The organism is Pectinatus frisingensis, assembly GCF_014076555.1.
Lineage (GTDB): Bacteria > Bacillota > Negativicutes > Selenomonadales > Selenomonadaceae > Pectinatus > Pectinatus frisingensis.
The window spans coordinates 2,713,546-2,738,475 of record NZ_CP045424.1 but is presented as its reverse complement, the minus strand read 5'-3'; the positions used below and the strand labels follow the sequence as shown (position 1 = coordinate 2,738,475).

Here is a 24,930-nt window from a genome sequence, read left to right as displayed (position 1 = left end):
CAATATTGCTCCTTTATTGTTTTTATAGCCATAATTTCGCATAATGTGATTTGGGCACAAAATTATAGCTGGTTGCTGCGCAAAGCGATTAATTCATTTTAATTTATTTCTCCATTATTTAAACTTATTATGTGTTTAATAAAAAAAACACCTATATCACAAAGATACAGGTGTCCACATAGCCCAAGCAACAATCAGCCCACTACTTGACTTTACCCTAATATAATACAAATATTTATTATTGAATGATTAATATAGAATATATATTTACGTAATCTGCCCTCCAACAAATTATGTTTGCCAAAAACAGACCATCGCTTTAGTAGAAAACAACTGATACATATTTAAATTATAATATAAAAAGATATAATTTTCAACACAAAAGGAGCGCATATTAATCTTGCTGCCTTTTGACAGAGAAATAAAGTTGGCGATACAATTCAGTAAATGAATTTTTTAGTCAATTGATATACATCTTGATGGATAGAGTCTACCGTGCGCAGAGTATTATTTTCAGTACAAGTTACTGTCTGCCAATGATATTTTTTTGCCATTTGCTTATAGACATTATAGCAGTGATAAAGATACCGGCTGTCGCGTTCATGGATATCACGCTTATTTACTGCAGGTGTACGCTGACTGAGTAACTGGTTACTCAACTGTGGCGGCATATCAAGAAAGATCACCAGATCTGGTTCAGGCAGCCCCATTTTAATAAACTCCAAATCACACAGCCAATCGAGAAAGTCTTGGCGTTTGTCGGGATCAGATATTTTTACAGCTTGGTGGACCATATTGGAAGTGGTGTAACGATCAACCAGAATTGTGGCTCCGTTTTCATATAATTTTTTCCAATACATGTGATAAGAAGCATAACGGTCAACAGCAAAAAATGTCGATGCTGCATAAGCATTGACATCATCTGCGGATTGGCCGAAGTCACCCCGAAGATACATTTTTACCAGTGAGGAAGATTCACTATTATAATCAGGATAAGCAAATTTATAGACATTTTTGCTTTCATTTGAGAGGCGTTCATATAAAAGGGTCGTTTGTGTGGCTTTACCGGAGCCGTCGCCTGCTTCTATTGTTATCAGTTTTCCCTTCATTTTATCACCCTTATCGTATTTAAGTGTGCATCCGCCGGTCCGACAATTTTTGCGCCGGCAGTTTGTTGAGCTTTTACATATTTGATTAAATCATTGGAGATGACCTCACCTGGATAAATCAAAGGTATACCCGGTGGATAAAAAGTTATCGTTTCGGCGCAGACACGGTTTTGACTGTTTATAAAAGCAATGGTTTCGTATTCGGCGAAGGCGGCGGTACGGGGGGAGAGTCTGGCCGGTGGTGTAGCTGGTGGTGTGTTTATTGTTGTGCTTTTTTCCGAGTGTTTGGCAAAGTTTTTTGCCAAGTTTTGCAGTGAGAAAAGAAGTTTTGTCGTTTCTTTTGCATGATCAGCCAAAGAGATAATGAATAAGACATTGTACATGTCGGCAAGTTCGCATTGTATTTTATAGGTAAAGCGTAAAATATGCTCAGCCTCATAACCGGAAATGCCAAGATTTTTCACGTTTACGGTAATCTTTGTGTAATCGAGAGCAAAACAGCCGGGTGTTCCTGTTAAATCGATTCCAAAACAATATAATCCGGCAATTTTATTTATTTCCTGTCGCAGGGACTGGGAGAGTTCGATAGCAGCGTCAAGGAGAGCCGGCCCATTTTGTGCCATTTGTTTTCTGGCTGCATCCAATGAAGCCAGAAGAATATAGTTGGGACTGGTAGATTGTATCAGGGCATTGGCCAGTTTGACGCGTTCTGGTTTTATCCGAGTATAGCGTACATGCAGTAAAGAGGTCTGGGTAAGTGAGGTCAGGATTTTATGAGTGCTCTGGGCCGAAATATCGGCACCGGCATCGAGTGACTGTATAGGGAGCTGTCTGGAGAACTTCAGATGGGGGCCGTGGGCTTCATCGACCAATAACAACATTTTGTGTGAATGGACAAGTTTCGCAATGGATTTGATGTCACAGGCAATTCCATAATAAGTGGGATAAACTAATAATACAGCCTTGGCGTCAGGATGCTTCAAAATAGCATTCTCTATGGCATTTGTTTCAACCGACATAGCAATGCCAAGTTTATTGTTGATGACAGGATCAACAAAAATTGGCTGGGTACCGGATAATATGATCGCACTCATGATACTTTTATGTACATTGCGCGGCAAAATTATTTTGTCCCCTGGACAAAGTGCCGCCAGCAGCATGATATGAATAGCTCCGGTAGTGCCGTTTATCATGAAAAGCGTATCATCGGCACCATAAAGTTCGGCTGCGAGCTGCTGAGCTTTTTTGATACAAGTGGTTGGTTCGAATAAATCGTCAAGTTCGGACATGAGGGATACATCCATTTTCAAACCCAATGGAGTTATCATTTCTTTCATTATTGGGGGAATACCTCGGCCTTGTTTGTGGCCTGGGGTGTGGAAGGCAGTAGCTTTATCAGATATATATCTGGTTAAAGCTTCGAAAAGCGGGGCTGTATTTTGATTCATGATTTTATATGATTGCTCCTTATTGACGGAAAATGCCGTCATAAAATCAAAAAATAATTTTAGACGGCATAATTGAAATGCTATTTTTTCCGGCGGCGGGATAAAAATATTCTACCGACTGTAAATAGCATCGCAGCCAATACTGCAGCGAATACCAGAATGCTGATAAAACCAGTTTCGGTTTTGTCAAACATGGTGAAATAAAGGAATGCTAATATGACAGTCAAGATGAATATATTTATTATACTTGCGATATTACCACCTCCACTGATTTAAATGACTGCTTCGCAGGTATCGGAACGCTTAGCCTCGGCTGCTATGGCATCACGTTCCTTTTCCCAATGTAACAATGGAGCTTTAGCAAATCCGTTAAAAGTTGTTGCTGAAGCGGAAGTGTAAGCACCACAGTCAGTTGCGACAATGATATCATCTATTTGCAGATCAGGACTCGGATAATTTTTGGCAACGACATCTAAAGAATCGCAGCTGGGACCAAAAAAAGTCGATGGGATCAATTTGCCAGATTTAAAACTGTTGAGTTCGTATTCCCAATGATCGAAGAACACACCGGAAAAAGTTCCATATACACCATCATCAAGATAGTAACAAACAATACCAGCGCGTGTTTGTTTGCCGATAACACGCGTGACAGCGTTCATTACCGTTCCACAGATATAACGGCCGGGTTCAGCCCAGATTTCAATGTCGGGAGGAAATTGTGTTAAGCCTTTATTTATGTCTTTGACCATGCTTTCTAAATTTACACAGGTATCGGGTGCGGGAACGGGTAGTCCGCCGCCAATGTCAAGGGTACTGAGTGACAGACCGATTCCCTTTGCACGATCCATAATTGTGTGGCAAATTGAAAAAGCTTCATGATAAGGTTCTGTTGATAATGTTTGACTGCCGACATGAACAGCTAATCCGATCGGATCGAGTCCCTGCTGTTGAGCTGTTTTTAATAATTGTACAGCGTCTTGCGGTTCGGCGCCAAACTTTTCGTTCAAATTAACGAGTGCTTTGGCATTTTTTATGCGAAGACGCAGCAACACTTTTGCTCCGGGAACATATGCAGCCATTTTATAAATTTCTTCTTTTGTATCAAATGTAAATTTATTTACTCCGGCAGCGGCAGCTGCTTTAAGACCTGAAGTCGTTTTTATGGGATTGGCGTAAATCATATTTTCACCTGTGATGCCCATGGCTGTGAGTGTTTGTATCTCTCCATCAGAAGCTACATCAAAACTGGCTCCTAATTGCGTCATTTTGTTGATAATGATTGGTGAAGGGTTGGCCTTCATAGCATAAAATACACGGACACGCGGCATGTTATCTTTTAGAAAACGATAATTTTTTTCTACTTGCTCAGTAGAAATGACCGCGAATGGTGTAGGGTATTTATTGGCTAATACCAGTGCCTGCTTTTTTGTTAATTTGAAACTTTTCATAACACTCCCCTTATTCTTTACGCACAATGGATGTACTTATTATTATTGAATTGGATATTTTTTTAAGACTGTAATTAATATATAACGATAACGGCAAAAAATCAATTTAAATTTGTATTAATTTGACTGTTCGGCAATATTATTTTTAACTTGGACAGATGATGGTGAATTTAAATGAATAGTGCAGATATAACAAGGGAAAGTCAACTAGTAAAAAACACTCTGCTATTGTTTGCAGAGTGTTTTTACTGTAATTTTATGATAAAAGTTATAAAGTAATATTAAAAGGCTGGAACTATGGCACCCTTGTATTTTTCTTCAATGAATTTCTTGATCTTTTCTGACTGGAGAGCTGCAACCAGTTTCTTGATTTCCGGTCGGTTTTCATCACCTTTTCTAACGGCAATTATATTGACATATGGAGAAGATGCATCTTCAATGACTAAAGCATCTTTGGCTGGAACCAAATTTGCCTGTACGGCAAAATTAGTATTGATGACAGCCGCATCAACATCATCAAGTGAACGTGGTAATTGAGCTGCTTCAATTTCCTTGATTTTGAGATTTTTGGGATTGTCAACAATATCCTGTACAGTGGCCTTTACACCGACACCGTCTTTGAGTGTTATGAGTTTTGCCTGCTGCAAAAGTAATAATGCCCGTCCACCATTGCTGGGGTCATTGGGAATAGCAATCTCTGCATTATTTTTTAATTCGTCGAGTTTTTTTACCTTATGAGAATAAAGTCCCATTGGTTCGATGTGGATGCCGCCGGCATTTACAAGATCCATATTGTGTTCAGCATTAAAGGTTTCTAAGTAAGGTATGTGCTGGAAAAAATTTGCATCCAGTTCTTTATCATTAAGCGCCATATTCGGCTGGACATAGTCATTGAATTCCTGGATTTGCAGGTCAATACCTTCTTTAGCCAGATCATCCTTCACTTGTTCCAGAATTTCGGCATGCGGAACCGGGGTAGCACCGATTTTTAAGACTGTCTTAGCACTGGAAGAGGAACCGGCAGCCTGTTCATTATTGCTGCCGCAGCCGGTGAAAGCGAATAACATAATGATAAGTGCCGATGATATTAATAATAATTTCTTCACAAAAAGTCCTCCATTCAATTATAAGTAATTTACTATCCATTGTACACTATAACAAAATAAAGCACAATATAACACAGCGATTATTTTTTATTTAACCTGAATGCAATGTAATTACCAATAAATTGTACTAATTGAACTAATATGATTAAAATTATTACAGTTATGAGCATGATATCAGGACGAAAACGTTGATAACCATAACGTATTGCTAAATCACCGATGCCGCCGCCACCGATGGTACCAGCCATGGCTGATGCACCAATAAGTCCGATAATAACAGTGGTCAGCTGCGATATAATGCTGGATAAAGCTTCCGGCAGCAATACATGGCGGATTATCTGCGCCGGTGTGGCACCAAGAGAAAGTGCGGCTTCAATTAAACCATAGGGGACTTCTTTTATGGAATTTTCTACTTGACGGGCGATAAAAGGAATAGCGGCGATTGTGAGCGGAACCATAGCTGCTGTGGTTCCAATAGATGTTCCTACAACTAAACGGGTGAAGGGAATTATTGCTACCATCAGGATAATAAATGGAATTGATCGAACGGCATTAATGATTCCGGCAAGAATGCGATTGAAAGTTGTACATTGCAGAATTTGTTCCTTAGCTGTGGTAACGAGTAAAATACCCAGGGGAATACCCAGTGCAGAAGCAATTAACATTGATATAATGACCATATACAATGTCTGTCCTAATGATTTAATCAACAGCATCATTATGTCGCTTGACATAGCCAATCACCTCCGCTTTCAGGTCTTGTTGTTCAAGCCACTTACTGGCAGCTGTAACAGCGGCCTGAGGCCCTTTTATACCTATTATCATACGTCCATAAGGTACCATTTGGATTTGGTCAAGGTCACCGAACAAAATACTTACATCAATGCCGGGATGCTCTTTTATAAGCCGCATTATTACCGGTTCATCTGCATTTTCACCAATGAATGTCAATCGTAATAGCAGGTAGCCGGCTTCGATCGGTGTAGGAGAAATGGGTTGATTTCTAAAAGCACTCGGCAGTTCATCACTCAATAAAACGCTGATAAATTCGCGAGTGATAGCTTCTTGCGGTTCAGTGAATACTTTAATGACACTGCCGGTTTCAGCAATGACACCGTGGTCGATGACAGCAACTTTATTGCAGATGTCTTTTATGACTTGCATTTCATGTGTTATTATAACAACGGTAAGGTGGAGCTGTTCATTTATTCGACGAATCAGTTTTAAGATAGATTGGGTTGTCTGCGGATCAAGCGCCGAAGTCGCTTCATCACACAGCAAGATGGCAGGATTACTGGCTAGTGCACGCGCAATGCCGACGCGCTGTTTTTGCCCGCCGGATAACTGTGAAGGATATTGGCCGGCTTTTGGCTGCAAACCGACTAATTGGAGTAATGAAGTTACTTTTTTTTCTATGATTTTATTATCGGTACCGGATAATTTTAAAGGAAAGGCCACATTTTCATATACTGTAGCCGATGACAGCAGGTTAAACTGCTGAAAAATCATACCGATATTCTTTCTGATTTCGCGTAATTGTCGGTTATTCATTTTGGTCAGATCATGGCCATCAATTTCGACAGTTCCAGATGTAGGGCGTTCAAGCATATTAATGCAGCGAACCAAGGTGGATTTTCCTGCACCTGAAAGTCCTATAATCCCATAAATATCACCGTCTTCAATGGTTAGGCTGACATCTTTGAGCGCCTGCAAAGGTCCCGATGGTGTTTCATATATCTTTTTTATATGGGAAAGTTTTATCATTTATTGCACTTTCCTTTCTTGTTACAATAGTATATGTACTTATACATTGTTAGCATAAAAAATGCTTGCTGTCAATTATGGGCATTTGGCTGACCATATCAATAATTGTTTCTATAATGAAGGGAAATAACCCTCGGAGTGTTTGTTTGGTGAGGATTGACTTTAAAGTTGATACAACGTACAATAAATAAAGTTGGCAGCAATTATTTTGTAATAAGGATGGAATTATAATGGGAATTTTTTCTCGCTTTTTTAATAAGCGCGCTAAACAACAGGTACCGATTAAAAATACTGTACCAGAAGAAAGAAAAACAATAAGAAAAGCATTTGGCGTGTATTGCCATGGACATCACGGAACCAGCGGAAAAGCGTTATGTCCTAAGTGCAATGCGATATTGATGACGGCTATGACAAAAATTCAACGTTGTCCATATGGCATAACGAAACCGCCTTGCCATATATGTGATACACCTTGTTTCGGACGAAAACAAACTGAAGAGTTTCGCAAGATAATGAAAAATTCAAGAAAGGGCATGTTTTTTAGGCATCCCAAATTATTTATTAAGCAAAAGCTTAAGGAATGGGGCTTTTCTTATATGAAGCAGAAGCAAGGACAAAAGGGAAAATAATATTTTGATGTTTGATAAAGCCGCGAGGCCAATACATATTTGTATCGGTCTCGCGGCTTTGTTCATGTAGAGTGTAATGATAAAAGTTGTCAAGTATCAAAAGTGGGATAAGTCGAGGATTACTGATTATTTAGTAATGTCTTTTCCAAACCATTTTTCGGATATTTTGGCCATTGTACCATCTTTTTTCATTGCATCAAGTACTTTTTGTACCTCATCACGCAATTTTTGGTTATCTTTGGCGAATCCGATGCCAAAGCTTGTTGTTTCACCGATGACGATATCGCGGGCAGCAAATTTATCGGGGTGTTTATTCATATAATATCTTCCGGTTATTTCGTCACCGATAATAGCATCTATGCGTCCATTTTCCAAATCCATAAAAGCGGCTATATAGTCAGGATATGACTTTACTTCTTTAAAAGAGTTTTTGAGGTTTTGATCTTTATTAATATTTTCCTCTCCGGTGGAACCGCTTTGAGTGCCGACTACTTTGCCCTTTAAATCATCAATGGTTTTTATGTCGGAATCTTTTTTTACAAATACTATTTGGCGATTGTCCATATAAGGATCGCTAAATAACATATTTTCTTTACGTTTTTCCGTGATGTCTAAACCATTCCATAAAACATTAACGCGGCCGCTCTTAAGTTCGGCTTCTTTGCTGGACCAGTCTATGGGTTTAAATTCAACTTCACGATTGAGTCTTTTAGCGGCTTCTTTTGCCAGATCAACGTCAAATCCGGTTATTTCGTTATTTTCATCTCTGAATCCCATCGGCGGGTAATTATCATCCAGACCCACTATTATTTTTCCGCCGGTGTCGCCGGAACCGGATGATACTGGTTGATTTTTTTGTCCGCATCCGGCAATGAGCAATGCTGATGCAGCAATGAGCAGACAAGACAGGATAATTCTTTTCATTTGCGGCAGCCTCCTGTATGTAATTATAAAATACTTGCTTTATAACGCCTTAAGCGTAATAATATATATTATAATTTATGTTTTACTTTATTGCAATAAAAAACTACAAAGCAAAACGATGAAAGGAAGATGCAATATCAAACTGTTTTTACAGATTAATATAATAGCTTTTTTAATAGCTGCGGCAGTGCCGGTCACAGTCTTTGCCCAGTTCAGCCAAAATTATGATGAACTGCATGACGGATATGCTGTCAGCAGCGCTATTCATCCGGGGACAGATAATGTTATTTTGTATATACAGAAAATTTTTCCGGCTGACGGTACACCGGTATTTTATGCGTTTACTGCTTATGATAATACATGGAGATGTCTTTTTACAGACGGATCAACGGTGACATTCACAGTGGATGGGCAGTCTTTTTATCCGTCGGTACGATTTTTTTCACGGCAAATCAGAAATTTTCCATCAGTACAGACAGCCGCCAGGTATGAATTCATCTTATCAAGTGATTTAGTTGATAAACTTGCAGATGCTCAGACTGTTGTAATAACATCTGACAGCATTAATTACCAATTAAGCACAGAAGAAGTTGATGAGTTGCACCGGGTCATCGCACGGACCCATTATTGATTGTCTTGTCATGACAATAGTTATAAATTTATATAAGGCGGGAGTAAATTAATGCATAATATTGCCAATACATTCATGTTAATGCTGGAAGGTACACAGACTACCCTGCAGATATTTTCCATTACATTAATATTATCAATACCACTCGGACTGCTTATATCGTTGGCTAGATTGTCTCCGTTACGACTTATCAGCAGGCTGATGGAAATTTATATATGGATAATGCGCGGTACACCATTGATGCTGCAGCTGCTGTTTGTTTATTTTGCCCTGCCGATGGTGGGAATAAAATTATCGGATTTGACAGCGGCTTTGTTCGCGTTTACGTTAAATTATGCGGCGTACTTTGCAGAAATATTTCGCGCCGGTATACAGTCGATAAATCGTGGTCAGTATGAGGCGGCTAAGACTTTGGGTATGAGTTATCCGCAGACAATGCAGCGAATAATACTGCCTCAGGTTATCCGCCGGGTCCTGCCACCGATAAGTAATGAGACAATAAATTTAGTAAAGGATACGTCACTTATTTATATTTTGGCAATGAATGATTTATTGCGTGTAGCGCGAACCATTGTGCAGCGTGAATTTGATATGACACCATTTGTTATTGCGGCCGTTTTTTATCTGGTAATGACATTCGTTTTAACATGGTTGTTTAAACTCCTTGAAGCACATTATGGAAAATATGAGGTATGATTTTATGGAAAATAATATTATTATACAGATGAAAAACATACGTAAGAGTTTTGCCGGGGTACCAGTGCTTAAGGGTATTGATTTAACTGTTAAAAAAAGTGAAGTGTTGGCAGTTATCGGTCCGTCCGGTTCTGGAAAATCAACTCTTTTGCGCTGTTTAAACAATTTGGAAACTATTGATGACGGTTCTATTCAGGTAAAAGGGGATTATCTGGTGCAAAGCAGACAAGGTAGAGCCGTATACGCCGATAAGGATACTCAAAAAAAAATCTTGGGGTATATGGGGATGGTGTTTCAGCAGTTTAATCTTTTCCCACATATGACGGTGCTTGATAATTTACTGGAAGCCCCGGTTCATGTTAAGAATATGAAAAAGGCCGAGGTATTGCCAGTAGCTGAAGAATTGCTGCGGAAAATAAGCTTGTTTGATAAAAAAGATGCTTATCCCAGCCGTTTGTCGGGCGGCCAGCAGCAGCGTGTAGCTATAGCCAGGGCATTGTGTATGTCACCGGATATTATGTTATTTGATGAACCTACATCGGCACTTGATCCTGAGCTTACGATCGGAGTATTGAATACAATGCGTCAGCTGGCACAGGAACATATGACAATGATCGTTGTGACACATGAGATGGGTTTTGCCCATGATGTGGCCAATAATGTTATTTTTATGGCTGATGGGGGTATTGTTGAACAGGGTGATTCACAACAATTTTTTGGTAATCCTAAAGAAGAAAGAACAAAATTGTTTTTACATAGTATGCTTAAATAAATTGCGCAGCAGGATAGCAATAAAACATGCCGGATGTCAAAAATGACATACGGCATGTTTTATTACAAGGATTTATTTTGCGTATTTGTTTTTTCGTAACTTTTAATGATTTTTTGAACCTTTTGCTGTTCGGTATGGGATGTTTTCACAGTGGAAATAGTTGATTGTTCTTTTGACTGGGAATTGTTCCATAAACCAGCGGCTTTTAATTCTGCGGGACTAATCTGATCACGTTGCCTGCTCAACAATTCCTGCCTATGATCATTGGCATACGCAATTATTGATTCATAAAAAGTTCGATCCAAATTTTTGGTGGACATTTTATCGATGCTGTCAACCCGGTTGGAATTGAATGTTGATATAGGGCTCCACCAGACGTTAAGGTATTCGTCAGAGACATAAGTTACTATACGAGCCTTGGTGTCGATATGTAATATACCCGCATAGCCCCATAAATTATCGAATCCGCTGAGGTCCTCATCATTCCAGCGTCGTTTTTCTACGACATCCTGCATTTCTATCCAGTCGTATTGTTCTAAAATTGGAACTTCCAGAATATTGGTATCAGCTAAACCGTCATTGCCGACGGCATACTTCATTTCTGCTTTGTTGAAATAGTACCCGATGCGCGGTGAAGCCTGAACCCATTGGTAGATATCATCCGGTATTGGCTGTGCCGCTGCTGTCGTCAGGCTGTTTCCCAATATAAAGAGAAATGCCATCCAAAAGCTAATTATTTTATACACCTTTTTTACATACCTCCTAATAATTGACCTGCTGTTATTATAGCATATTATTATTTTTTGAAAACCGGCGGATGAGATTAAATGCAAAACCACAATAAATATAAACATATTTTGCGCAATAACAATAAATTATTTTCTATACTGCTATAAAACTTAATAAGTTAATATATAATGATGATAAAAATAAATAAAATTAAGTATTGGAGAAAACTATCCGTACAGCTGCCTTGCTTAATTAGTTTCATTTTAGTACAATTATAAAGTCAATATAGTTAATGTATATTATCATTTTAGGGGGTAGATCTTTAATGTCTTTGAATGAAAAATTCAAATTCAGTGAACGTAATACTACATTGGGCACGGAAATCATTGCCGGTATTACTACTTTTGTAACGATGTCTTACATAGTTATTGTAAATCCTAGTGTTTTGAATAAAGCCGGCATGGATTTTAACGGAGTGTTTATAGCTACTATCCTGGCTGCTGTGATTGGTACGCTGATAATGGGACTGGTGGCGAACTATCCTATTGCCATAGCACCGGGGCTGGGTATGAACGCGTATTTTGCTTTCGTTATCGTTCTTGGAATGGGTATCCCATGGCAGTCGGCATTGGGCAGTGTTTTTATAGCATCAGTAGTTTTCCTGCTGCTGTCGCTTACTAGTTTTCGGGAAGCATTAATAGATGCTATCCCCACTTCATTAAAAGCAGGGATAAGTGCAGGTATTGGATTATTTATTGCTTTTATCGGGATGCAGAATGCCCATCTGGTAGCGCCGTCACCGGCAACTATAATAACATTGGGAAATTTTTCCGAACCGGTTGCTTATATGACTCTTTTAGGGCTTTTTATAACGATAGTTTTACTTGTTAACGAAGTACCGGCGGCAATATTTTTAGGAATGGTGATAACTGCGGTAGTTTCGTTTCTCATGGGGTTTATTCCTTTGCCGTCAGCTGTTTTTAGCATGCCGACAGGACTTGAAAATACATTTATGCAGATGGACTTGGCCGATGCGTTTTCACCTAATTTGTTCGCTATAATATTTACCTTTTTCCTGGTTACATTATTTGATACTACGGGTACGATGATTGGCGTCGCCAGTCAGGCCGGACTTATGAAAAATGGCAAATTTCCCAATGTCAGAAGTGCACTTATGGCAGATGCTGTTGCCAGTACCTGTGGATCACTGTTAGGAACTTCGCCAACCTCGGCATATGTCGAATCCGGGTCAGGGGTAGCAGCCGGTGGTCGTACGGGATTTACTTCAGTGGTAGTGGCAGTATTATTTTGCTTCATGCTGTTTTTGGCACCGATAGCCCAAGTGTTGGCTGCTGTACCGGCAGTGACGTCACCGGCATTGATTGTTGTCGGTTTTTTAATGATGGGCAGTCTTAACCAGATTGATTGGCATAATGTGGAAGAATCATTGCCGGCATTTTTTGTTTTGTTCTGGATGCCTTTATCTTACAGTATAACCAATGGTGTCGGTGCCGGGCTTATCAGTTATCCACTGATTAAAATATTCCGTGGTAAATTCCGTCAGGTTCATCCGCTTTTATATATTTTTATGGTATTGTTCATAATACAGTTTATTATGATGAATCATTGATTAAGGGGCGAGTCCTATTGTTTAGAGTTAAAATTTACTGGTTAAATGTATTGATATTAAGTATGATTTTATTTGTAACTGCTGCATCAAATACTTGTTTGGCAAAAAGCCTTCCCCGTGAGCACGATAAGAATGTTATTATGCGGGTGAACAATGCTGCATCACATAAAATATTTTCCGATAAGATACAGCAAATACTGACCGATTATAATAAACCGGAAAAAATTAAGCCGCAAATTTATACATCACCGGATTCGATTATGGGGACGGCTACAGCCACACCTGAACAATGTGTACGTTATTTGCTGCGGGTAAATCCTAATCCGTCGATTTCAGTTTCACCTCAGGAACTGGTCTCTTATTATTATCAGGAAGGCAGCCGTGAGGGTGTGCGCCCGGACGTCGCATTTGCACAAGCTTTGGTTGAAACTGGATTTTTTCGTTATGGCGGCACGGTAACACCGGATCAAAATAATTACTGTGGCTTGGGCACTACAAGTACCATCGTCAAGGGGGCTTATTTCCCTACCTCCGAGTTAGGCGTCAGAGCGCATATTCAACATTTACTGGCATATGCTTCAACAAATGTTCCCAAAGAGCCAATAATTGATCCGCGTTATTCATTGGTGCGGTCGATTTATCAAACAGGTACCCTGAAAACGTGGCAGGATTTAAATGGCCGCTGGGCTGTACCGGGAGATATTTATGGGCAGAATATATTACGCATATATCAGGCTATTTTGAACTCATAAACAACAATATATATATAATTATAAATACCGTTAAGTGAGAATTGATCCTTAACGGTATTTTGTCTGTTAAAAAAATATTTGTATAGATAAAAATTTATTTATAGTACTAAAACTACGATTTTATTTGGCATGCTGATTAAGATACGCAGTTTTCTTATTAACTATATACCTACTATATGTTGTATGCAGCATTGACATAAACTTCTATATATAGTAAAATCTGATTATTATTTGAGAAATGTGTTTTATCTCAGGAGGGTGGACGAAACAAAATGATCCTGCAATCCAGACAATCCATAAAAAAACGCAATGGAGAAATTGCTGCCTTTGATTCGCAGAAAATAGCCAATGCAATAAAAAAAGCTAATTTGGAATCAGTTGATGATACTTTTTCATCAGATATGCTGGCAACACTGACAAACGGTGTAATCAAAGAAATGGAAAATATTCCGGTTCCCACTGTTGAACAAATACAAGATGCCGTTGAACGTGTGCTTATTGCAAACAATATGGCCAGCACGGCTAAAGCTTATATTCTTTATCGAGCGGAACATACAAAAATACGTGAAGCAAAAGTTGATTTGATGGACATATATGATGAATTGACTTTTAAACAGGCAAAAGACGCTGATTTAAAAAGAGAAAACGCCAATATTGATGCCGATACAGCAATGGGGACGATGCTGAAATACGGATCGGAAGGTTCAAAGTATTTTATTGACAATTACATACTTCCAAAGGATATAGCTGCAGCTCATATCGATGGTGACATTCACATTCATGATAAAGATTTTTATATGTTGACTGAAACGTGTTGTCAGATTGATTTGCTGAAATTGTTTCATGATGGTTTTTCTACAGGACACGGGGCTTTACGTGAACCTAATGACATAAGATCTTATGCGGCATTGGCTTGTATAGCTATTCAGGCTAATCAAAATGAAATGCATGGAGGGCAGTCTGTTCCCAATTTTGATTATTCAATGGCACCCGGAGTACAAAAAACTTTTAAAAAACAGTATTTAAAGGCACTTGCTCAATATTTTACAATTACAGTAAATTTGTCTGGCAAAGCAGCACGGGCTCTGGTATTAGAAATTTCAGATAATATTACGACAACGATAGGTATGAATAATGCGTCGGAATTGGGTAAGGCGATATCTGAATATTTTGCTGTACGGCAAAATATAATTGAGGGACAAAATATTTCTGGTCATACCGTTCAAGCGGCACACGCCTATGCAGAACAGACTGCCTTGCATGAAACGGACGCAGCAACTTATCAGGCTATGGAAGCATTTATTCATAATTTGAATACGATGAATTCCCGGGCCGGAGCACAGGTACCTTTTAGTTCAGTTAATTATGGTACGGATGTTTCACCTGAAGGACGGATGGCTATAAAAAATCTTTTACTGGCCACTGCAGATGGTTTAGGGAAAAATGAGACCCCAATTTTTCCGGTACAGATATTTAAGGTCAAAGAGGGTGTGAATTACAATCCGGGTGAACCTAATTATGATCTTTTTCAATTAGCAATAAAAACATCAGCAAAACGATTGTTTCCTAATTTTAGTTTCCTTGATGCTCCGTTTAATAAAAAATATTATAAACAGGGAGATTATAATACTGAGGTAGCCTACATGGGCTGCCGTACAAGAGTCATGGGCAATATTTATGATCCGGCGCGTGAAGTTACCTGCGGACGCGGTAATTTAAGTTTCACCAGCATAAATTTACCGCGCCTGGGTATTGAAGCTCAAGGTGATGTAAATAAATTTTATCACGAACTTGATGGGATGATTGATTTGGTTATCAGGCAGCTGTTGCATAGATTCAAGGTGCAGGCAGCCAAATATGGCCGTAATTATCCATTTTTAATGGGGGAACATATTTGGCTCGATTCGGATAGAATCTGTGCTGAAGATAAGATTGGGGAGATTTTAAAACATGGTACATTAACAGTGGGGTTTATCGGTCTGGCGGAAACGTTAAAAGCTCTTATTGGTCAGCATCATGGCGAAAGTGAAAGAGCACAAAAACTTGGACTGGCAATAGTCGGGCATATGCGAAAACGAATGGACGAAGAATCTCTGCGCACTAAGCTTAATTTTTCTTTGATAGCGACACCGGCAGAAGGTCTCAGTGGGCGATTTGTTAAGATAGATGCCAAACGTTATGGGAAAATACCGGGAGTGACAGATCGTGCTTATTATACCAATTCATTTCATGTACCGGTTTATTATCCGATAAGTGCTTATAAGAAGATCCAGTTGGAAGCTCCCTATCATGCATTGACAAATGGCGGACATATAAGTTATGTAGAAATGGACGGGGATCCGCTGAAAAATCTTAAAGCTTTTGAATCAATTATCCGTTGTATGCATGACAGCGGCATTGGATATGGTTCAGTGAACCATCCGGTAGATCGTGATCCGGTTTGTGGATATACGGGGATTATTGACAATGTTTGTCCTAAGTGCGGACGTACAGAAGAAGAACACATGCATCATGTTGTTTTGCCGCGCATGCAGTGTCATTGAAATTTATAAAAGTTAAAGGGAGTGGATTTATGTTTGTAAAGGGAATTGAAGTGTCCGTGAACGGACTGGCAGATGTTTCGCTGGATGAAGTGATAAATTATATCAATCTGATTGAGAAACGCACAACAAAAAGATTACAGTATTTAAATCTTTCCGATGCCGGAAATGGCAGCGTGGCTATTGACTACAGGCTTCAGCCAGCAAGCTTTGAGCGTATTCGCCGCATTACCGGATATTTGGTAGGTACTACAGATCGTTTTAATAATGCTAAGCGGGCTGAAGAACATGACCGTGTTAAACATGGACTTAATTAAAGTAGCCGGGGTTGTCAATGATTCAGTTGTCGATGGTGAAGGGTATCGTTTTACTATTTTTACACAAGGATGTCCGCATGACTGTCCGGGATGTCATAATCCACAGACCCATGACCGCAATGGCGGCAGATTAATGACTGTGGATGAATTGCTGGGACTCATTCGGCAAAATCCGCTGCTGTCAGGGGTGACTTTTAGTGGCGGAGAACCATTTATGCAGCCTGAGCCACTTGCTTTATTGGGTCAAAAAGTTCATGCCTGTGGACTGGATATAACTACTTATACGGGTTATACCTTAGAACAGCTGCAGTTAATGGGAAATAAGCATGTAGGTGGATTGCTCGCTGTAACTGATGTATTGATAGACGGTCCTTTTGTTGCAGCAAAGCGTGATTTGACATTGCAGTTTCGGGGCAGCAGCAATCAGCGCATTATTGATATGAATGAAACCCGTAAAAAAGGATTTGTCGTATTAAAAAATTGATATTATAAAATATAGTGGCCGGGAATTATTGATTAATTCCCGGCCACTATATTTTTAAGTAATTATTTCCACATGGCTGCCACCGTGTGGTGTTTTAGTGACTATAATTTGTTTATCGATACGTTGCTTGAGTTCTGTTACATGTGAAATTATGCCGATTAATTTATTACCTTCAGTGAGGGTATGCAAAACATTTATGGCATGCTCCAATGATTCTTCATCCAATGAGCCAAATCCCTCGTCGACAAACATTGTATCGAGTTTTATACCGCCGGCTGCAGATTGTATTTCATCTGATAATCCTAAAGCCAATGATAATGATGCCTTAAAAGATTCACCACCGGATAAGGTTTTTATACTTCGTTCAGTGCCGTTATAATGATCGATAACATCAAGCTCAAGGCCACTTTGACTACGCATATTGTTTGCGGATAAACGTCTCTTGAGTTCGTATTGACCAGCGCTCATCATCATGAAGCGGGTGTTGGCGCGGGCAATTATTCGGTCAAAGTAATGCATTTGGATATATGTCTCCAATGTTACTTTTTCTTTGCCCGTCTGCGTGCCGTTGACCGTTTGTGCCAAGTCGCGCTGCCAGCGATAATTTTCTGATAACCTTTCATAGGCAGATTTTTTTTCAGTTATATTATTCAAAGTTTTTTGGTTATTGGTAAATCGCAAAGTAAGTTTATTTTGCTGCTGTATCAAAAGATTTTTTTGCCCGGTAAGGGTTTTCTGCACTTTTTGTAGTTGGTCAATATCGATATCGGTGGTGTTTTTCAGCTGAGTGGTCAATGCGGCTAGTTTAGCTTTTTCATTATTAATAAAAGTGTTTTTGTCGATAAGTTCAGTTTGGCTGTCATGCAGATTTTTTTCCAGATTTTTGCTGTAATTTTCCTTTTGCTGTAGTATGTGCAGAGCTGTTATTTTGTCTTTATATGTAAGCTGAGCGGATTTTTCAGCTTTTTTGTTGGCGATATTTTTGATGTTTTCCGTAACGACAGCTAGCTGTTGCTGATTTGACCGTTCTTCCTGGCTAAGGTTATCATATTCTTTTTCCAATGAGGGGATAGTTTTATTTAGGTTTTCTTTGAGGGAAATGGATTTACTGGTAGCAGTCATTTCTGCTTGCACTGACTCAAGATCTTTATCCAATTGGCATTGCAGTAATTGTGCGGCAGAACGTATTTCACTTTTTTCATTGCAATTGAGTAATAAAACAGCTTTTTTAATTATTTCTTTATCCAATGAATTAAATTGTCCCTTTAAATTGCCGGCTTCCATGCTTAATTTGGTAACACAGGAATCTTTTTGCAATTTTTCCTGTTTCAAAAGATTGATTTGTTCTTTGGAGGGAACACAATCCATTGGTTCGGCCGGCTGCGGGTGTAGTTTGGAACCGCATACAGGACAAGGTTGTCCTTCTTTTAAACAGGCAGCTAAAATACCGGCCTGTCCATCAAGATAAAGTTTTTCCAGGCGGTCATGCTTTTGATGCAATTGCTGTTGGTCGATTTGTTCTTGCTGATAATTGTGGAGAGCTTTTTTATAGGCAGTAAGCAATTGATTGTATTCAACCATTTTCAGTTGTAATTCCTGCAGTTCTTTCTGTTGAGTGTTTATGTCGGCAAGTAATTTTTTTTGTTGTTCTTGTTTGACAAGTATATCCTCCAGCTGTACTTGTTGGGCTTTAAGTGTAGTTATTTTTGTTGTAAGTCGGGTCAATTGGCTGGTAAGTGCAGTCAGTTTTTGTTGCAGCGTGCTTTTTGCAGTATGGCAGGTATTTTCCTGCAGAATGATTTTGTCCAATTCATCATAAGCAGTGAGTTTATTCTTTATATTGACTATTTCGCTGATATTGCCGGCATAATCGGTTTTATATTTTTGCTGGGCATTGTCATAGACCGTTTGTAAATTTTTGACTAAAGGAAGAGTTTTTTTAATGTTTTTTTCACATAATTTGATTTCTTCCTGAATTTTAATTAGTGAAGCGGCATAGCCAAGCTGAGAATTGTTCTGGGCAATTTGTTTTTCATTAATATGCAGCTGCTGGTTTACATATTTGAGGGCAGCCGCATCTTTTTCCATATATGGCTGCACAGCAACGAGAAATTCATCTATTACGGGAGTTTCAGGTAATATGGTTCCTGGAGGCAATTGCAGGTTGTTTTTGGCATAACCAATATTCATATCCAGATATTCAAGTTCTTTGGCAGTCGTTTCAGCAGATTTTTTAATGTTTTCCTGTAGCAGCTGATATAAGTCAGTGTTAAAAATTTTGCGAAATATATCACTACGTTCTTTGGTTGAAGCCAGTAAAAGGCGCAAAAAGTCACCCTGGGCAATCATGGCAATCTGGGTGAACTGTGTTTTATCCAGGCCAATCAAGTTTTCAATGGCTTGTGTCACTTCTTTCAATCCAGTTATTATGCTGCCATCCGGCATTTCCAGGTGGGCATTCGGTTTTTCTGAAACCAACTTATCACCGCGTTTAGCGGGACGCTCATATTCTGGATTACGATATAATGAATACTGCTGATGGTTATATGTAAATAATAATTTTACAAATGTTGGTGTCTGGCTATTGGCATATTTGCTGCGAAACATTGTTGATTCGCGTACTGGTCCGCTGGCTTCACCATATAAGGCATAAATGAGTGCATCGAATAATGTCGTTTTTCCGGCACCGGTATCACCACTTATAAGATAAATACCTTTTTCTCCCAATTTAGCAAAATCAATTTCTGTTTCCTCTGCATATGGACCAAATGCGGATATTGTGAGCTTTAATGGACGCATTATTTTGCCTCCCAGATTTGTTTGATTAAGTCATTGGCAAAGTGTTGCTGCTTGCTGCTGAGTGGGTGATTATTTTGCAGTAAATAAAAACTTTCCAAAAGGTCAGCAGGAGATTTGGCGAAGGTAATATCATTATTAATGATAGGATTGTTAGTTCGTGTTTGTGCATTATCATAATTTATTTTCATTATATTGGGATAAATTGTCCGCAGCTTGCCGATGGCATCGGGAATTTCTGTTTCATCAGTGAGTGTTATTGACAGATAATCGTCTACCGGTGTGCCGATGTAATTGTTTCTGTTTACCAGTTCAGCATAGCTGCCGCTTATTTCCCGCATGTCGTGCAGAGGAGTAAGCGGTATTAAATTTATGTGCAGATCACCTTTTTCCTTGAGTTCAACGATTGTAAGGACTTTTTTGTGGGCAGCTTCAGAAAAAGAATATTTTAAAGGTGTTCCTGCATAGCGTATAGTGTCAAACCCTATCTTTTGTGGTCGGTGGATATGCCCCATGGCGGCATAATCAAACGGGGTTAAAAGATCGGCGGAAATATTATCGAGTCCGCCTACGCAGATTTCCTCCGAATCACTGGTTTTTGCACCGGTGACAAATTGATGGGCAATTATTATATTGCGCAAGCTTTGATCAATGTCCATTTTTTTTACAGCAATGCGGACTGCGTCTTCATAAGTATGTATTTCCTCATTTGGCCAAATTTTCTTGGCATGGATTGGTTTAATAAAAGGAAGCATATAAATATTTATTTTACCATACTGATCGTGTAGTTCCAGCGGGAAAGAATCACCGGTGAATGCAGCAGCAATGTATACGTTGCTTTTAACTAGCAGATTGGCTCCAAATGCTAATCTGTCAGCTGAATCGTGGTTGCCGCTGATTATAAAAATCTTAAGGTTTAAGGCTGCCAGGGCAGTTAGAAATTTATCAAATACTCTTACTGCTTCGACCGGCGGCAGCGGTGTATCATAAATATCACCGGCAATGAATATAGCATCCGGGTTATTGTCAGTAATCATTTTCAAAATTTGGGTTAAAATATATTTTTGATCATCAAGCAGAGAAAAACCGTTCAGACGTTTGCCAATATGCAAATCTGCTAAATGAATAAATTTCATGTTTGTCCTCCAATTAAAAAAGAGCTGCCATATAATGGGGCGGCAACTCCGCTTTTTGTAACGACACAATGCCGCTGAATGATACCAAAAATCTTGAAAATAAAATAGTGTTATCCATATGATAGAAAATTGGTGGGAATAATTGGGTTCAGCGGTTGCTGGGACGTCGATAAAAGAATGGGCGATAGTTTTCATAACCCATTTCGCGATAATTTAAAACTGCTTCGGTGCCGCCGACAAATAGCATGCCACCTGGTTTCAGTGAATTAAAAAATTGGCGGTATAATGTGTTTTTGGCTTCTTCTGTAAAATAGATAACGACATTACGGCAGAGAATAAGATCAAAATTTGTTTCAAACGGATCTTTTAAAAGATTGTGTCGTTTAAATTCTATTTTTGCTTTTATTTTAGGGTCGATCGTATATTTGTCAGCAGTTGTTTTGGTGAAATATTTTTGTTTTCTGTTTAAAGAGATAGATTTTAATTCATTTTCAGTATAAACACCGGTTTTAGCTTTTTCGAGGATATCGATATCAAGGTCAGAAGCTAGAATGCGATGTTGCACCCCGGGGGTTTTTTCATCTAAAATCATAGCAATGGAATATGGTTCAGCACCTATGGAGCAACCTGCACTCCAAATATTGAGCTTGGAATTTCGGGACAATAATTCGGGAATGACAATGTTTTCTAATTCAGAAAACTTTTCTGGAGTACGGAAAAATTCCGATACATTTATCGTTAGATATTCAATGAATGCGGCGAAAAGATCCCTGTCTTTTTCGACATATTCAAAATAAGACGTAAAACTTTGAAAGCCGTTACGTGTAACAAGATTATTTATACGACGCTTCATTTGGGCTTCTTTATATAAATCAAGATCTATTCCTGTTTTTGTTTTGAGTTTTTGTTTAAATGTACGCCAATCTAGTTCATCCACCTTAATAATCGCTCCTCTTTGGTCATTTTTTATGGTATAGATGGGTGGACCCCATGTAGTATCTATTTTCAGATTATGGCATATTTTAGCTTTGGCCATACCCATCATCCTCATAATAATTATTATTATAAAACTATTGTAATTTTATCATAATTTGTTTATTAAAGATATAGGTATGAAATGAAAACTATTGAATTCTATAATGGCTGAAACTGCCGATTTGTATTGAAGAAAATTCACCTTTTAAGCCGCCGAAAAACATCTTTGTGCCCAGTGCCGGTTCAAAATCGGGCATGGCAGCGGTGAAGCTGTCAGGATCGATATTTAAATTGCGTACCTGTATCATATCAACAGGGCACTGGCGCAAAAAAGCACGCCAGGCGGCTGCCTCGTTTTTACTGTCGTTAAAACCAGGAAAGTAAAGCATATTTAATGATACATAAACTCCTTTTTTCCTAGCATAATTAATTGAAGCCATGACATCTTTTAAATGGTAATTAGAGCGGTAATATGCCTGATAGTTACTTGGTACGGCACTGATAATACTGACACGCATACTGTTTAAACCGGCATCGGTCAAGCGGGCTATTCCATCGGTGAATCCGGCATTGGAATTTATGTTTATCTGTCCGTTAAATGTTTTGTTTCTGATGATACGCATTGCCGGTACAATCGTATCGACCGCCAATGAAGGTTCACCTTCGCAGCCTTGACCGAAACTTATGATGGCATCAGGGGCAGTCGATAGATGATATATACCAATTTGGGATATTTCGTCGGGTGTAGGATAAAATTTTATTCTGCTTTGTGGTGATGGACAGCATTCAGCTGCCTGCAATGATATGCAGCCCAGACAGGCAGCATTGCATATCGGTGATACCGGAATACCTGCTTCCCAGCGATGATAAAATAAATTTTGCGCCGTGCAGCAGTGCCATTGCAAGGAGCAGTCTGCTAAGTGATCTACCAGACGATTGTGCGGTAAAGATTGTTTTACTTTGTTGATCAGCTCGGGAAGGTCGGCAGTGTTATAGCGGACAGGATCCCATTTATCATTTTTGTCAGTGTATACGGCCGCTGCATATATGTTATTTTTATATAAAGCAACAGCGGTATAACCATAGAGAGGCAGTGGCTGGGCATCATGTTCTTTACGAAAGGCCGGCAGGTAAAGTCTGGTATATCCAACCGGAAGTAATGCTGCTACAGCCTGACCGGATATGGGCATTGTTTCGTCACCTGACTGTCCTAACGGCATACGGTCTGGCAGATACATAAGATCGGCACTTTCCGGTAAAGGTATCAGGTCATGTTTTTTAAGCAATATATTTTTGCTACCGCTTCTGCCCATGGCAGCTATACCCGGGGCATCAAATATTTCTCCATTTTCATCGGCGTAAAGTAATGTTATTTTTTCATTATCCATTGTAAATGGCCTCGTTTGCTGGTTTTACAGGAGCATTTTTATGATGTTTATCCTTGCGGGGGTTGTATTTATTCATGGCGATATCTACAGATTGAGTGATTATGCATTTGACAGCCGGGATTAATTGTTTAATAGCTGTATCAACGGCCGTTTTATCAGCTGGAGAAAATTTTGATAAAACATGGTCGTTTACCCGCCAGTTAGGCAGCGGCCGTCCTATACCAATTCGCACATGGGTAAATTCATTGCTGCCGATGCAGGTAATAATGGATTTTATGCCATTATGACCACCAGAACTACCCTTGGTGCGTATTCTGATCATTCCGGCAGGCAGATCCATATCATCATGTACGACGATAAGGTCCTGCGGTGCGATTTTATACCACTTTAATGCGGGACCCACGGCATTGCCGCTTAAATTCATGAATGTCATTGGTTTGAGCAATAAGACTTTATTCCCACCAATTATAGTTTGCGCCACAATAGCATTGAATTTTTCCTGCCAGCTGTCAACATTAAGAGTCTTAGCCAAGGCATCAATGAACATAAATCCTGCATTGTGTTTCGTATTATTATATTCCTGACCGGGGTTTCCAAGACCCGTAATTATTTTCATTAATGTTTTCCTCCAAAAATCTGATAGTGTCTATTGATGAAACAGTATTATTTGTCATATGTAATTTTTATAAAGCAGGCAAATAAAAAAATAAAAGTTTTCATTATACAATGAAAACTTTTATCTTACTCAATTATATTTTAACCGATTGACACAAAATATGCAAAAACAAGAATGCCAAGTACTATCCGATACCAGCCGAATATTTTAAAATTATTATTCTTGATGTATCGAAGTAAAAATTTGATTGATATAATAGAAACGATAAAAGCCACAATCATGCCGACGAGCAATATGATTATTTCCTGTGTGGAGTAATTAAAACCGAATTTGATGATTTTTAGTAAACTGGCACCAAACATGACTGGTATGGCGAGAAAAAAAGTGAATTCTGTTGCTACATAACGCGATGCTCCAAAAATAATGCCGCCGAGAATAGTTGCCCCGGAGCGGGATGTACCGGGTACTAATGCTAAAACCTGAAAAATACCAATGATAAAGGCGGTCTTATAGTCCAGATTTTCTAAAGATGTTACGCGGGGATAGCGGTTTTTATTATAATTTTCTACGATGATAAATAAAATTCCATATAAAATCAATGTAAACGCTACTACATGGGCATTCATAAAATGCTGCTCCATATAGTTATTGATTAATAATCCGATAACGGCCGCAGGTATGCAGGCAAAAATAACTTTCAGCCAGAGGGAAACTGTTTGACGTTTTTCCAGAATGGTTTTACCGGCGGCAAATGGATTGAGTTTTGTAAAATTAAGTGCTACAACTGATAAAATAGCACCTAATTGAATGACTACCAAAAACATATCCATAAATTTTTTGTCGACAGACATTTTAATAAATTCATTGACTAAAATCATATGGCCGGTACTGCTTACCGGCAGCCATTCGGTAAGCCCCTCAACGATACCTAAGACAGCAGCTTGCACAATGGTAATGAAATCCAAATATTATACCTCCTGTAATCTGTAATTTGTGGATTGCAGATTATTGTATATTTATGAAAAAGGTCTTCCCCGGGA

23 protein-coding genes are annotated in these 24,930 nt (G+C 39.0%); 9 read left to right on the top strand and 14 right to left on the bottom strand.

Annotated features, from left to right (window positions below):
- Window positions 1-440 precede the first annotated feature (440 nt).
- From F8M42_RS12875 to F8M42_RS12850, 6 genes are all read right to left on the bottom strand, one after another.
- Window positions 441-1,109: a dTMP kinase gene (locus tag F8M42_RS12875; protein ID WP_182187166.1), complete on the bottom strand. Its 669-nt coding sequence runs from the start codon at window positions 1,107-1,109 to the stop codon at window positions 441-443.
- Window positions 1,106-2,557: an aminotransferase class I/II-fold pyridoxal phosphate-dependent enzyme gene (locus F8M42_RS12870; protein WP_182187164.1), complete on the bottom strand. Its 1,452-nt coding sequence runs from the start codon at window positions 2,555-2,557 to the stop codon at window positions 1,106-1,108. Before F8M42_RS12870 ends, F8M42_RS12875 begins: the two co-directional genes overlap by 4 nt.
- Before the next feature lie 272 nt (window positions 2,558-2,829).
- A complete protein-coding gene (locus F8M42_RS12865) occupies window positions 2,830-4,005 on the bottom strand; it encodes a type III PLP-dependent enzyme (protein ID WP_182187163.1) in 1,176 nt (391 codons plus the stop codon).
- 281 nt (window positions 4,006-4,286) lie between these two features.
- Window positions 4,287-5,111 (bottom strand): MetQ/NlpA family ABC transporter substrate-binding protein, encoded by an 825-nt coding sequence (locus tag F8M42_RS12860; RefSeq protein ID WP_182187161.1) that lies wholly within the window; start codon window positions 5,109-5,111, stop codon window positions 4,287-4,289.
- Window positions 5,112-5,191: 80 nt separating this feature from the next.
- Window positions 5,192-5,845, bottom strand: a complete 654-nt coding sequence (locus F8M42_RS12855) for a methionine ABC transporter permease (RefSeq protein WP_182187159.1) — start codon at window positions 5,843-5,845, stop codon at window positions 5,192-5,194.
- The gene (locus F8M42_RS12850) at window positions 5,814-6,875 is read right to left on the bottom strand and encodes a methionine ABC transporter ATP-binding protein (protein WP_182187158.1); all 1,062 of its coding nucleotides are present in this window, start codon (window positions 6,873-6,875) and stop codon (window positions 5,814-5,816) included. Before F8M42_RS12850 ends, F8M42_RS12855 begins: the two co-directional genes overlap by 32 nt.
- Window positions 6,876-7,105: 230 nt before the next feature.
- On the opposite strand from F8M42_RS12850, the gene F8M42_RS12845 reads away from it, so the two are divergent.
- Window positions 7,106-7,504: a nitrous oxide-stimulated promoter family protein gene (locus F8M42_RS12845; protein ID WP_182187156.1), complete on the top strand. Its 399-nt coding sequence runs from the start codon at window positions 7,106-7,108 to the stop codon at window positions 7,502-7,504.
- Window positions 7,505-7,630: 126 nt separating this feature from the next.
- On the opposite strand, the gene F8M42_RS12840 is transcribed toward F8M42_RS12845, so the two are convergent.
- Window positions 7,631-8,428: an amino acid ABC transporter substrate-binding protein gene (locus F8M42_RS12840; protein ID WP_182187154.1), complete on the bottom strand. Its 798-nt coding sequence runs from the start codon at window positions 8,426-8,428 to the stop codon at window positions 7,631-7,633.
- 118 nt (window positions 8,429-8,546) lie between these two features.
- Between F8M42_RS12840 and F8M42_RS12835 the strand changes: the two genes are divergently transcribed.
- Genes F8M42_RS12835 through F8M42_RS12825 form a run of 3 tightly spaced genes read left to right on the top strand, consistent with a single transcriptional unit; the run spans window position 8,547 to window position 10,527 of the window.
- Window positions 8,547-9,059: a hypothetical protein gene (locus F8M42_RS12835; protein WP_182187152.1), complete on the top strand. Its 513-nt coding sequence runs from the start codon at window positions 8,547-8,549 to the stop codon at window positions 9,057-9,059.
- Between the two features lie 51 nt (window positions 9,060-9,110).
- A complete protein-coding gene (locus tag F8M42_RS12830) occupies window positions 9,111-9,755 on the top strand; it encodes an amino acid ABC transporter permease (protein WP_182187150.1) in 645 nt (214 codons plus the stop codon).
- A gap of 4 nt (window positions 9,756-9,759) precedes the next feature.
- Window positions 9,760-10,527, top strand: coding sequence for an amino acid ABC transporter ATP-binding protein (locus F8M42_RS12825; RefSeq protein WP_326832811.1), 768 nt, complete (start codon window positions 9,760-9,762; stop codon window positions 10,525-10,527).
- 62 nt (window positions 10,528-10,589) lie between these two features.
- On the opposite strand, the gene F8M42_RS12820 is transcribed toward F8M42_RS12825, so the two are convergent.
- Entirely contained in the window at window positions 10,590-11,273 is a 684-nt protein-coding gene (locus tag F8M42_RS12820) for a hypothetical protein (protein ID WP_182187148.1), read from the bottom strand.
- Between the two features lie 308 nt (window positions 11,274-11,581).
- On the opposite strand from F8M42_RS12820, the gene F8M42_RS12815 reads away from it, so the two are divergent.
- The 5 genes from F8M42_RS12815 (at window position 11,582) to nrdG (ending at window position 16,979) form a co-directional block, all read left to right on the top strand.
- The gene (locus tag F8M42_RS12815) at window positions 11,582-12,886 is read left to right on the top strand and encodes an NCS2 family permease (protein WP_182187146.1); all 1,305 of its coding nucleotides are present in this window, start codon (window positions 11,582-11,584) and stop codon (window positions 12,884-12,886) included.
- A 17-nt stretch (window positions 12,887-12,903) separates the two neighbouring features.
- Window positions 12,904-13,638, top strand: a complete 735-nt coding sequence (locus F8M42_RS12810) for a glucosaminidase domain-containing protein (protein ID WP_229711359.1) — start codon at window positions 12,904-12,906, stop codon at window positions 13,636-13,638.
- A 272-nt stretch (window positions 13,639-13,910) separates the two neighbouring features.
- A complete protein-coding gene (locus F8M42_RS12805; RefSeq protein ID WP_182187144.1) occupies window positions 13,911-16,181 on the top strand; it encodes an anaerobic ribonucleoside triphosphate reductase in 2,271 nt (756 codons plus the stop codon).
- Window positions 16,182-16,210: 29 nt separating this feature from the next.
- Window positions 16,211-16,495 (top strand): anaerobic ribonucleoside-triphosphate reductase, encoded by a 285-nt coding sequence (nrdD, locus tag F8M42_RS12800; protein WP_182187142.1) that lies wholly within the window; start codon window positions 16,211-16,213, stop codon window positions 16,493-16,495.
- Entirely contained in the window at window positions 16,482-16,979 is a 498-nt protein-coding gene (gene nrdG, locus F8M42_RS12795) for an anaerobic ribonucleoside-triphosphate reductase activating protein (RefSeq protein ID WP_182188759.1), read from the top strand. The genes nrdD and nrdG overlap by 14 nt, the downstream gene beginning before the upstream one ends.
- A 54-nt stretch (window positions 16,980-17,033) precedes the next feature.
- On the opposite strand, the gene F8M42_RS12790 is transcribed toward nrdG, so the two are convergent.
- From F8M42_RS12790 to F8M42_RS12765, 6 genes are all read right to left on the bottom strand, one after another.
- On the bottom strand, window positions 17,034-19,778 hold the full coding sequence (locus F8M42_RS12790) for an AAA family ATPase (protein WP_182187140.1): 2,745 nt from the start codon (window positions 19,776-19,778) through the stop codon (window positions 17,034-17,036).
- On the bottom strand, window positions 19,778-20,911 hold the full coding sequence (locus tag F8M42_RS12785) for an exonuclease SbcCD subunit D (protein WP_182187138.1): 1,134 nt from the start codon (window positions 20,909-20,911) through the stop codon (window positions 19,778-19,780). Before F8M42_RS12785 ends, F8M42_RS12790 begins: the two co-directional genes overlap by 1 nt.
- Window positions 20,912-21,059: 148 nt before the next feature.
- Window positions 21,060-21,947: a CheR family methyltransferase gene (locus F8M42_RS12780; RefSeq protein WP_182187136.1), complete on the bottom strand. Its 888-nt coding sequence runs from the start codon at window positions 21,945-21,947 to the stop codon at window positions 21,060-21,062.
- Window positions 21,948-22,035: 88 nt separating this feature from the next.
- Complete coding sequence (locus F8M42_RS12775; RefSeq protein ID WP_182187135.1) at window positions 22,036-23,274, bottom strand: radical SAM protein; 1,239 nt, start codon at window positions 23,272-23,274, stop codon at window positions 22,036-22,038.
- The gene (gene pth / locus F8M42_RS12770; protein WP_182187133.1) at window positions 23,267-23,890 is read right to left on the bottom strand and encodes an aminoacyl-tRNA hydrolase; all 624 of its coding nucleotides are present in this window, start codon (window positions 23,888-23,890) and stop codon (window positions 23,267-23,269) included. Before pth ends, F8M42_RS12775 begins: the two co-directional genes overlap by 8 nt.
- A 140-nt stretch (window positions 23,891-24,030) precedes the next feature.
- The gene (locus F8M42_RS12765) at window positions 24,031-24,855 is read right to left on the bottom strand and encodes an undecaprenyl-diphosphate phosphatase (protein WP_229711357.1); all 825 of its coding nucleotides are present in this window, start codon (window positions 24,853-24,855) and stop codon (window positions 24,031-24,033) included.
- Window positions 24,856-24,930 lie beyond the last annotated feature (75 nt).